The 10442-nt window shown below is 44.4% G+C and carries 9 protein-coding genes and 1 pseudogene; 3 read left to right on the forward strand and 7 right to left on the reverse strand.

The window, feature by feature from the left end; genetic code table 11:
- Positions 1 to 661 (reverse strand): MFS transporter (locus RMO55_RS08860; protein ID WP_310425883.1); only part of this gene is annotated, 661 nt, incomplete at its 3' end.
- Positions 662 to 754: 93 nt separating this feature from the next.
- On the opposite strand from RMO55_RS08860, the gene RMO55_RS08865 reads away from it, so the two are divergent.
- Positions 755 to 1480, forward strand: coding sequence for a class I SAM-dependent methyltransferase (locus RMO55_RS08865; RefSeq protein ID WP_310425885.1), 726 nt, complete (start codon positions 755 to 757; stop codon positions 1478 to 1480).
- A gap of 158 nt (positions 1481 to 1638) precedes the next feature.
- On the opposite strand, the gene RMO55_RS08870 is transcribed toward RMO55_RS08865, so the two are convergent.
- Entirely contained in the window at positions 1639 to 2232 is a 594-nt protein-coding gene (locus tag RMO55_RS08870; protein ID WP_396134237.1) for a TRAP transporter small permease subunit, read from the reverse strand.
- 367 nt (positions 2233 to 2599) lie between these two features.
- On the opposite strand from RMO55_RS08870, the gene RMO55_RS08875 reads away from it, so the two are divergent.
- Entirely contained in the window at positions 2600 to 3712 is a 1113-nt protein-coding gene (locus RMO55_RS08875; protein ID WP_310425888.1) for a TRAP transporter substrate-binding protein, read from the forward strand.
- Between the two features lie 29 nt (positions 3713 to 3741).
- Here the strand turns inward: RMO55_RS08875 and RMO55_RS08880 are convergent, their stop codons facing one another.
- The gene (locus RMO55_RS08880) at positions 3742 to 5106 is read right to left on the reverse strand and encodes a TRAP transporter large permease subunit (protein WP_310425889.1); all 1365 of its coding nucleotides are present in this window, start codon (positions 5104 to 5106) and stop codon (positions 3742 to 3744) included.
- Positions 5107 to 5364: 258 nt separating this feature from the next.
- Positions 5365 to 6024, reverse strand: a complete 660-nt coding sequence (locus RMO55_RS08885) for a cold shock and DUF1294 domain-containing protein (RefSeq protein WP_310425891.1) — start codon at positions 6022 to 6024, stop codon at positions 5365 to 5367.
- 16 nt (positions 6025 to 6040) lie between these two features.
- Here RMO55_RS08885 and RMO55_RS08890 point away from each other — a divergent pair, with 16 nt between their 5' ends.
- Entirely contained in the window at positions 6041 to 6292 is a 252-nt protein-coding gene (locus RMO55_RS08890) for a hypothetical protein (protein WP_310425892.1), read from the forward strand.
- Positions 6293 to 6365: 73 nt separating this feature from the next.
- On the opposite strand, the gene RMO55_RS08895 is transcribed toward RMO55_RS08890, so the two are convergent.
- The 3 genes and pseudogenes from RMO55_RS08895 to RMO55_RS08905 all read right to left on the reverse strand — a co-directional run.
- Positions 6366 to 8291: a S9 family peptidase gene (locus RMO55_RS08895; RefSeq protein ID WP_310425893.1), complete on the reverse strand. Its 1926-nt coding sequence runs from the start codon at positions 8289 to 8291 to the stop codon at positions 6366 to 6368.
- A 250-nt stretch (positions 8292 to 8541) separates the two neighbouring features.
- Positions 8542 to 9957, reverse strand: a complete 1416-nt coding sequence (gene rppB / locus RMO55_RS08900) for a two-component system sensor histidine kinase RppB (protein ID WP_310425895.1) — start codon at positions 9955 to 9957, stop codon at positions 8542 to 8544.
- A 296-nt stretch (positions 9958 to 10253) separates the two neighbouring features.
- A pseudogene (locus RMO55_RS08905) lies at positions 10254 to 10442 on the reverse strand (hypothetical protein); the annotation flags it as partial.

A 10442-nucleotide genomic window follows, 5' to 3' on the forward strand; every position in this document is an offset into this window, starting at 1 on the left:
CTTGCGATCGAGCATAAGTACCAAACACGCACCAGAACACCGGAAATACCGAAATCACCGCACAAATCACCCCAATCGTCAGATATTGAGTTGCTGGTGTCTGAATATTTTGAAATACAGTACGAGCCAGTAACAGGGCGATAATACTACCACCGATCGAAAATGTAAATCGAAAACTACTTAAACTCGTGCGCTCATGATAATCCTGAGTCAGTTCTGCGGTGAGTGCAGTATAGGGTAAATTTACAACCGTGAAAAAGGTATTAAATAAAATCGAAATTAACGTATAAAAAGCAAATAAGCCCCATTGATTAGTTTCAGGAAAAGGGACAATCCACTGGAGCGCGAAGAACACCCCAAATGGAATTGCGCCCCACAACATCCACGGATACCTTCGCCCCCACCGCTGCCGAATTTTATCGCTAAATACTTGACCTCGATCGCTCAAAACCCCTACCATTGGGTCATTCACCGCATCCCAAACCTTGCCGACTAGTTGACTTTGCCCAGCTAATCCTGGCGATAAATGGGCGACATCAGTCAGAAACGGCGATAAATAAGAGAGCAGCATAATCGATGTAATCGCTGCACCTGCATCTCCCGCTCCATAGGCTAGTTTAGTCGCAAATGTCATTCGATCGATCGGCGTGGATTTATGCATAATTCGGGGATAAAACTCGATCGGCGGGTGGACAGTTGTAAATGCTCTAAAATGCTTGTATCGCAACATTTTCAGCAAACACTTTAACACTCGATGGTCTTTAAAAACTTTTTCAAACTGCTAATTTCCTGTCTGCTCTGTTGGCAACTTGCCACTCAATCTAGCACTGCTCTCATTCAATCTAAATATTACAGCTATCGACAACCCAGTTTTGATGGTACTGGCAAATATTACATGGGTAGGGAAATCGCCCAGGTAATGGGACATCAAGGCGCAGACTGGCTAGAGCGTCCAGATCGGGCTACAGAGGAGCAACCCCAGAAAATGATCGCAGCACTAGGATTAAAATCTACAGACGTTGTAGCCGATATTGGGGCCGGCACAGGCTATATTTCCCAGCTTCTAGCGCGACAGGTACCTGAAGGGAAAGTACTTGCTGTCGATGTGCAACCAGAAATGATCTCACTATTGAAACAGCGGATTCAAAAAAGCAAGATTATGAATATTCAAACACAATTAGGCACAGAACAAAGTCCAGAATTACCCGCAGCCAGTATCGATCTCGCCATCATGGTAGATGCTTATCATGAGTTCAGTTATCCTCACGAAATGATGGAGGGGATTGTTACCGCACTCAAACCAGGTGGACGTGTGGTTCTAACAGAATATCGGGGTGAAGATCCTTTAGTATTTATCAAGCCTCACCACAAAACTACTCAAAAACAGATTCAGCAAGAGATGAAAGCGGTGGGACTAAAGTTGCTTAAAAATGAGAGTGTTTTACCTCAGCAGCACCTGTTATTCTTTGGTAAATCGTAGTTAGTAACCTGAGTTCGATGATGATCCCGATCGTCAAATCAAGTAACTGAGCATGTTTGTGTCACCACCAGGATATTTAAAGATTAATGGTTTTTAAAAATAAAACCGCTGTAATCCGCATTCTACCGTTAGAGTAATTTAGGCCCGAACTAGATCTGTTACTCTAAAGGGATGTTTTCGACATCCGCTTGGATAATTTCGGCGGCGTGGGGATAGCCCTTGTAAACAGATAGATACTTGATGGCTTGGGAAATTGCTTGGAGGAGTAAAGTCACAAAAGCAACGATAATCATCGTTTTAATTGGTGCGCGGGGTAATCCATTAGCATCGGGAGACAGCTCCCAAGCCCCCCAACTCCCATCGGGTAAAAGTCCCCAAGATTGCAATACTGGCCCGATTGTTACGCCGATGCCCAAAATACAAAACGGAATTGTAAATAGCATGGTACCGATAAAATCGACTAGGGCTTGTTGTTTAGCAGTCCAATTCGTATAAAAAAAGTCTACACGTACATTTGCAGAATGTTTGAGAATATAGGGAAATCCCAAAAAAAACATCAACGAAAACAAATACCATTGTAATTCGATCGGCGCGTTAGAAGATAATTGGACACCAATTAATCGACCCAGATAACGAGCAACGACATTATAAAAACCTACCGCGATCGTCAAAATCACCATCCAACCAGTCAAACTACCGATGATTTCAGTCAATCGATCGATCGCCCGTGACAAGTTCAACAGGACGCGAATATAAGCAGGCTCGATCGAGTTACGCAAGAGTCAATATTTCCATAAAGTACCACAGCTTCATCTATCATACTCCCTCCGTGTCAAATTACCGATCGTGGATAGCAGCAATTCCAAATTCACCAAGTAACAAGGGCAGTCGAGCCAGTGTCTCAAGGTGCGACAGTTGTTGAGTATGGGCAGTTGAGTAGGGGCAATTCATGAAGCGGCGGTTTTATGTCTAGGGTACCCCCCGAATAAAAAACCGACAAGACATTGCCCCTACTCAACAACCAACTTATTACTCATTACTTATTACTCATTACTTATTACTTAATCAACGGCGAGATCGAGTATTGTATTAAGCACGGAAAAAGCTGAGGATTGAAAAGTGAAACGGAAATATTTTGTCCAAACCGCGATCGCTAGTACATTGACAGGTGCGGCTCTAGTGTCTTGTCGAGCGAGAAAAAGGTCGTCAGGCTCAGATTCTGGTTTACCAAATATTAACTGGCAAATGGCAACGAGTTGGCCGATCTCACTGGATACCATCTTTGGTGGTGCGACAACTTTTGCCGATCGCGTGGCGGCGATTACTGGTGGTAAATTTAAAATTACCCCGCGCCCTGCTGGCGAACTTGCGCCACCCCTAGAAGTGATGAATGTCGTCTCCCAAGGGGCTGTGCCTTGCGGTCATACTGCGGGTTATTATTATGTCGGCAAAACTCCCGCTGCGGCTTTTGGTACCAGCTTACCTTTTGGTTTGACCGCTCAACAGCAAAATGCCTGGTTGTACGAGGGCGGTGGCTTAAAATCTTTACAAGACCTATACAAACGTAAATTTGGGATTATTCAATTTCCGGCGGGTAATACTGGCGGACAAATGGGCGGCTGGTTTCGGAAAGAAATCTCCAAAATTAGCGACCTCAAGGGCTTGAAAATGCGGATTCCTGGCTTGGGCGGGCAAGTAATGGCCAAACTAGGGGTGACAGTCCAAACCCTGCCTGGTAGCGAAATTTTCCAGGCATTACAGACAGGTGCCATCGATGCAGCGGAATGGGTAGGTCCCTATGATGACGAAAAATTGGGATTGAATAGAGTCGCCGAATATTATTACTATCCTGGCTGGTGGGAACCAGGCCCTACTTTAGAGTTACAAATCAACCTCAAAGCATGGGAGAAACTTCCGCCTGAATACCAAGCCGCCGTTCAAGCTGCCGCCTTTGAAGCCAATATGACAATGTTAGCCCGCTACGATGCCCGCAATAATCAGGCATTGCAACGGTTGATTAAAAATGGGGTGAAGTTGCGCTCTTATAGTCCAGAGATTTTAGCCGCCGCCGAAAAAGCATCTTTTGAATTGTACGACCAATTTTCGGCTACAGATGCCGACTTTAAACAGATTTTTGGCGAATGGAAACAGTTTCGCGATCGAGTCTATGCTTGGAATAATATTAATTCTGCCAGTTTCGATCGCCATAGTTATGCCAACCTCAAATCTTGATTAAGCAATACTCATTACTCATTACTCAATCAAAGCACTGGTTTCGTTGCTACACTCACGAGCCAAGTCACAGTTTGCGGAAAAATCATCACGATTAGCAACATCGCACATTGCAATACTATAAAAGGAAATGCACTCTTGTGAATATCGATCGTCTTGAGTTCTGGTGGCGCGACACTTTGCAGATAAAAGAGCGAAAATCCGACGGGTGGTGAAATAAACGCCGTTTGTAAATTAATCGCCATCACCACTCCAAACCACACCATATCGAGTCCCAATTTCTGAGCAGCCGGAACCAATAACGGCATGGCAATAAACGAAATTTCGATGAATTCTAGGAACACTCCTAAAATAAAAATGATGATATTACTGACAATTAAAAAAGCGACCTTACCACCAGGTAAACTAACCAATAAATCGGTAATTAAATCTTTACCCCCCAGTGCATCAAAAACTAAACTAAAGAACGACGAACAAAACAAAATCATCACTACTACCGTCGATACCACCGCCGTCGAGTGAGCCGCTGTCTTGATCAAATTCCAATCTAATTTACGATTCAGCGCAGCTAAACCACAAGCACCAACTGCACCGACCGATCCCGCTTCGGTGGGAGTCGCAATCCCAAAGAAAATGCTCCCCAAGACTGCAAAAATCAGCAAGAAGGGGGGTAAAACAGCTTTGACTACCTTTTTGGCTAAAGCAACTCCTTGCACTTGTCTAGCGGCAAGCGGTAGGGCAGGAGCAAGATCGGGTTTCAAATAAGCGATGATTAATACATAGGCTGCATAAGAACCAGATAACATCAGTCCTGGAATTAACGCTCCTAAGAATAAATCCCCCACCGATACACCCAATTGATCGCTCAATACTAATAACACCAGACTAGGCGGAATTAACTGCGCCAATGTGCCCGAAGCAACGATCACCCCAGCCGCTAATTGCTTGTCATAACCATAGCGCAACATTACAGGTAGAGAAATCATCCCCATAATAATTACTGTCGCGGCGACTACCCCAGTTGTTGCTGCTAATAAAGTGCCCACCAACACTACCGCTAAAGCTAATCCACCCCTTACTGGGCCTAAGAGAATACCGATCGTTTCTAATAATTCTTCAGCGATGCCAGACTTCTCTAAAATCGAACCTAAAAAGACGAAAAAGGGAATAGCTAACAGGGTAAAATTAGACATCGTACCGAACCAATTATTCGGTAGCAATAACAAGCGACTCGGATCGAAAGCATCCATGAAATAGCCAATTAAGCCAAAGACAATCGCTGTTCCAGCAAAGGAAAACGATACAGGATAGCCACTCATCAAAATGATAAAGAAGCCCGCAAACATGGCTACAGCTAACCACTCAGTATCGATTTCGATTAATTCAAAATTCATAGCGACAACTCTTGCAAAATAATAGCTCTACCCGATGGCTGCCAATGACCGAGACATCATCCGCATTCGTGGTGCGAAACAACACAACTCCAAGAATATCAGCTTCGAGCTACCACGAGATCGATCGTCTTCACAGAGGTGTCTGCTTCGGGTAGATCATCTCTAGCCTAAGAATTTGTTGTCAATAGTTTGTGGTTATTGATAATAAATTGTTGAGTACATTATTTTTGGTAATTAGCCGTAATGTCTCAAACATGCTCAGTTACTTGATTTGACGATGAGGCTCATCATCGAATTTGGGTATTTCACCAAGAATAGGCAACCTAGACAACCAATCTGGTGGATGGTGACAATCGTCCAAAATTTAAGCTGATAAGACTTCTTCGTGCTTTTATGGTGCAGTCTTCGCTGAGCTACAAATCCTCCCAACCATCCGCCAGCCAGTTCACATAGATGCAAATTCTGCTCAGGAATTCTCCAGCTTCCTCGTTTTGCGCGAGATTTATCATCAGCGTATAGGGCGTAAGTCAAGATACTCATTACCGGATAGATAATGAATGGAAGTGGATTGCGTGTCGTTGCAAAAAAATGAATTGAACTAACAAAAGGCAAAATCGAAAGCAGCACTATTTTATTCAGAGGAAAGGGTGATGTTGCTCTGTCGTTCAAAGATCTAGAAGATGAGGTTGGCTTCCTTCTTGCTCCTAAAATAAAGGCGTTATCAGCACGCAATTTGCCATCTTCCTCAGCTATAACATAATAGTAAATTATGTCATCTAATTGTGGGCGACGAGTCGAGTCTTTGAGTTCAGAGATATGTAAATAAACAGTTTGACCTTTATCGACAGGTTGAATAAAACCAAATCCACGTTCATCATTCCATTTGGTGAGTCTTCCTCTACATAAATTAGTTGTCATCACCCAGATTTAACTCATGAACTCTACAATATTAGATTGCCCAATTTTCAGAAAAAATATCGGTTCTCATTCGCCAGAGGCTATTGCTAAAGCAACCGCTCCGCTACCGCCAACGATTATGACACAATTCCCACGTGACCAATTTGCCAAAGATTTACTCGAAACTCTATTGAGTCCATTTGGGGAAGTTCAAACCGCCAAAACTATCGATGCTCAGGTGCGAGAAATCGATGTCTATTTCGTACCCGTAGATTTTAGGGCGAGATAACGTCCAGATCCGTGCGATTGGTGAAATCGTTCGATCGACGATCTGACAATTTGGTTGTCTAAATCTGGCGAGATTAACCGATAATTTCAATCGGTGCGATGTCGTCTGCTGGCTGGAAGCCAAAGACACGAGCATAGAAATAGAATTCACCCGTGAGAGCGCGTTTGATATTTGCGGCTTCGCGAAAACCATGTTGCTCGGTGGGGAAGGTGACATAGGCGACGGGGATACCTTTGGCTTTGAGTGCGTCTACCATCATTTCGGCTTGATTGGGTGGGACAACTTTATCTTCTAACCCTTGAAAGAAAGCGATCGGGCAGGATAATTGATGGGTAAAATAGAGGGGCGATCGATCTTGATAAATCTGGGCTTTGGCTGGATAGGGTGCCACTAATCGATCGAGATAACGAGATTCAAATTTGTGAGTATCTTTGGCTAGGGCGGCTAAATCGCTCACGCCATAATAACTCGCTCCGGCTTTGAAGGTATCGCCGAAGGTTAGAGCCGCTAAGGTGGTATAACCGCCCGCGCTACCGCCAGAAATTGCTAATCGCTTGGCATCTGCCAAACCTTGTTTTACCAGGTACTGAGCGGCATTTGTACAGTCATCGACATCGACGATGCCCCACTTCCCATCGAGACGGTGTTGATAGGCTTTCCCGTAGCCAGTACTCCCACCATAATTGACATCTACTACCGCAAAACCGCGACTCGTCCAATATTGAGTTTTGAGGTTGAGTTGGCTGGAAGTAGCCGCTGTCGGGCCGCCATGACTTTTGACGAGCAGGGGTGGTTTTTCGCCCAGGAGTGGTTGATAATCGGGATTGGTGGGTGGATAGTAGAAGGCGTATGCAGTCCCCTCTGTGGTGGGGAATTCGATCGATTGGGGAATGGATAGATAGCTAGGAGCGATTTTTAATTGGTTGGAACGTTGGAGTGTTTGGCGTGATTCTGTAACTAAATCGATCGAGACAATTTCATTAGTTTGGGTAGCTGAAGCCCCACAGCAGACGAGTAAATTACCCGCCGCGCGAATGCCAGAAATATCGATATAAGGTACATTGAGATGGGTGAGATGCCCACTGAGGGTATTAATCAGCGCGAGTTTCCAGACTCCACTTTGACTATAGGTACAGACAATCCGATGTTTGCCTACTAGTGCATAAGTAGACATCCCAAATACCCATTGGGGGAGACTAAATTCGGCATCCAATTCATAGACAGCCTTAACTGTGCCATGATGCCAGCAATAAAGATTACCCCAGCCCGTGCGATCGCTGACAAAATATAAGCTATTATCTGGAGACCATTGAGGCTGAAAAATTGCTTCATTCGCACCCCCAGCAATTAATGTCGGTGCCGATAGGAAGCCGTTAATCACATTGGCAATTTGTAAATTGGTACCATCCCAAGGTAAATTTGGGTGATTCCAACTCAACCAGGCTAATTTACTTCCATCGGGACTCAATCGTGGCGCAGCATAAAAATCACACCCTCCAGCCAAGACATACATGTCATCTGTTTTGGTGAGATCGATACTAACGATCGTATTTAACGGTTCTAAGTCGCTTGAATCATGCTCCTCTTGGACGCAAATCAATCGCTGACGATGGGGATCGATCGTCAAATCGGCATATCTTTTAGTTTGATCGTGGGTGAGTTGACGAACTTGCTGAGGGTTATCTCCATCTAAATTCTGGATATACAGACAATTATCGCTATTGTTACTAAAATAGACGGTGCCGTTGACAACTGTATAGGCTGCACCGCCATACTCATGCACTCTAGTTCGCACATTATATTCTGGCGGTGTGATATCACTAATTGTACCGTCAGCAGTCCGCCTAACAATGACACTGCGTCCAGCTTCTTGGGGACGAGATTCCAACCAATAAATGTCTGTTCCATCTAGGACAATCGAACCAAGTCCGATACTATCAGCGACGATCGAATCAGCAGTAATCGGTGATTTCCAGGAACCAAAGGGAGCAAGTTTCATAGTGGCGATCGATAGTAGAGTGTAAGAGTGTTGGTCAGTACAATCTAGCTTACACAACTGGGAAGATAGGACCAACAGAAAATTCGCTTACAAGGATTCTAACCGATCGCGTAGAAGTCTCATACCGTATATTGGCGGGAAACCACAAATCCCCACGACGCTGGAAAAAGTTCTGTGGATTAGGCGAAATATATTCATCCCGATCGAGAGCAGAAAATTATCTAATCCGAACAATCCATTCGGAGCGAAATTAGGTAGTCTTATTCTGGCTAGATATCTTGCTCGGAGTTGCTTTAATCGGTAGACTTACGGTGAAGGTACTACCCCGATCTAGTTGACTATCAACTTGGATATTGCCATGATGTGCCTGAACGATCGCGCGGGCAATCGCTAAACCCAATCCCGTTCCGCCTGTGGAGCGAGATTCTCCGGAGGAGAGGCTACGCCAACGGTCGGATTGGACTCGATAAAAGCGATCGAAGATATATGGTAAATCTTCAGGCGCAATGCCGATCCCATTATCTTTTATCGTCACTATTGCGGTACGATCTGAGTAAGCTAGGCTAATAGTAACTATGCCACCAGCAGGGGTGTATTGAATGGCATTATTAATTAGATTAGCGATCGATCGATACAGCCTGTCGCTATCGCCATTGACATAGAGCGGCTGGTTAACTAAAATTTCTAAGCGCAGATCGATTCTCTTTTGGAGAGGCTCCGCCAACGAATTGGCGATTGCTAGGGGAGCTAATTCTTCTTCTAAATCGCTGACTAAATCGTTCAGACAGCATGGCTGAAACTGCAACGGTAATTGTTTTGCTTCCAAGCGCGATAGCCAGAGTAAATCCTCAGCTAGACAACTGAGATGGCGAACTTGACGCTGGGCAATTTCTAAATTATTCCGAGTTTCTGGCTTAATTACTGCTAGATCTAAAGCACTCTCTACTGCGATCCGCGTGACAGCTAGCGGCGTTCTCAGTTCGTGGGCGGCATCTGCGGTAAACTGTTGAATCTGCTGGTAAGATTGATAAATTGGCTGCATTGCCAATCCTGACAGCCACCAACTTACCCCGCTAATTAGTAACATTGCCAGGGGAATGCCAAAAATCAGAATTAGATGAAGACTATTCATGTACTCATCTAAATGATGGAAAGATTGGGCAACTTGAAGATAGCCCCAGTTTCGGTTGTCGATCGTTTTGAGTTGCAATGTATGAATATGATAGCGTTCGCCGCGATCGTCAGTAATAGTCTCCCAATGCATCGTCGGGATCTCATCATTAAATTTATGTTTTGTCCCGCCTAAATTGGCGATCTCTTTCCCCTTTAAGGTTAATAATCGCAGACAGTAGCCCTGTTTTTGTGTCAGTTCGGCAATTTTAGAATCAGATTTAGGCTGCGAACATCCCCCCCCCAATACACACAATCCTGGAAGTAAATTCATCGCGAATGGAGGAACTTGCTCTGGCTGTTGCAAGACTGCTTCTAGACTATCATGAACGGTTCCAGCCAACGTATTTAATTCTCGATCGACTGTGCGCGCAAAAGCACGAATCATCACTAAATGAATCGCACAGCCAGAGAGCAATGTAATTAAACCAATGACGATCGCATAGGTGACAGTGAGCTGAATGCGGGTACGATTGAATAGTCGATTTTGATGCATCGTACTGAATTTACTTTGGACAATTCGGTGAATTTAGCCGATCTATTTCATCTTAATTTTATCTCATTCCTTTAAGATCGTAGTAATGTCAAAATTATAATTGTTTCGATCGATTACGATCCCTCAAACTAAATTGCTCACATAGACCGTAAACTATGACGGGAACAATTGAATTTAGTTCGTTTGCGATCGCTAACTTAACAACTCACAATAGATCGAATTCAACAATTGCTCAAAACTGGCTAAAATAGCCCAACGCGCCAAAAATGTACAAGTACGTTCCAAACACTTGCTAGTCATGCTTTTGGGCCAAGGTTAGGTTCTGTTTCGTCCTGGATCGCTTGACTGGGCTGAGGATCGGGTAATTTCAGCGTCACCAATGCTGCTGAGAGCACAAAGAACGCGGATACCCACAGACATCCCACCAGTCCATAAAACTGATAAATTAGCCCCGACAATACCGTCCCTGCTAACCGACCGCCAGA

Source organism: Chamaesiphon sp. VAR_48_metabat_135_sub, from assembly GCF_031418915.1.
Lineage (GTDB): Bacteria > Cyanobacteriota > Cyanobacteriia > Cyanobacteriales > Chamaesiphonaceae > Chamaesiphon.

What these genes read in the sequence shown, in the direction of transcription:
- RMO55_RS08865 (WP_310425885.1), top strand. Translation starts at nt 755, where the DNA reads ATGGTCTTTAAAAACTTTTTCAAACTGCTAATTTCCTGTCTGCTCTGT.
- RMO55_RS08880 (WP_310425889.1), bottom strand. Translation starts at nt 5,106, where the DNA reads ATGAATTTTGAATTAATCGAAATCGATACTGAGTGGTTAGCTGTAGCC.
- RMO55_RS08885 (WP_310425891.1), bottom strand. Translation starts at nt 6,024, where the DNA reads ATGACAACTAATTTATGTAGAGGAAGACTCACCAAATGGAATGATGAA.
- RMO55_RS08890 (WP_310425892.1), top strand. Translation starts at nt 6,041, where the DNA reads ATGAACTCTACAATATTAGATTGCCCAATTTTCAGAAAAAATATCGGT.
- RMO55_RS08895 (WP_310425893.1), bottom strand. Translation starts at nt 8,291, where the DNA reads ATGAAACTTGCTCCCTTTGGTTCCTGGAAATCACCGATTACTGCTGAT.
- rppB (WP_310425895.1), bottom strand. Translation starts at nt 9,957, where the DNA reads ATGCATCAAAATCGACTATTCAATCGTACCCGCATTCAGCTCACTGTC.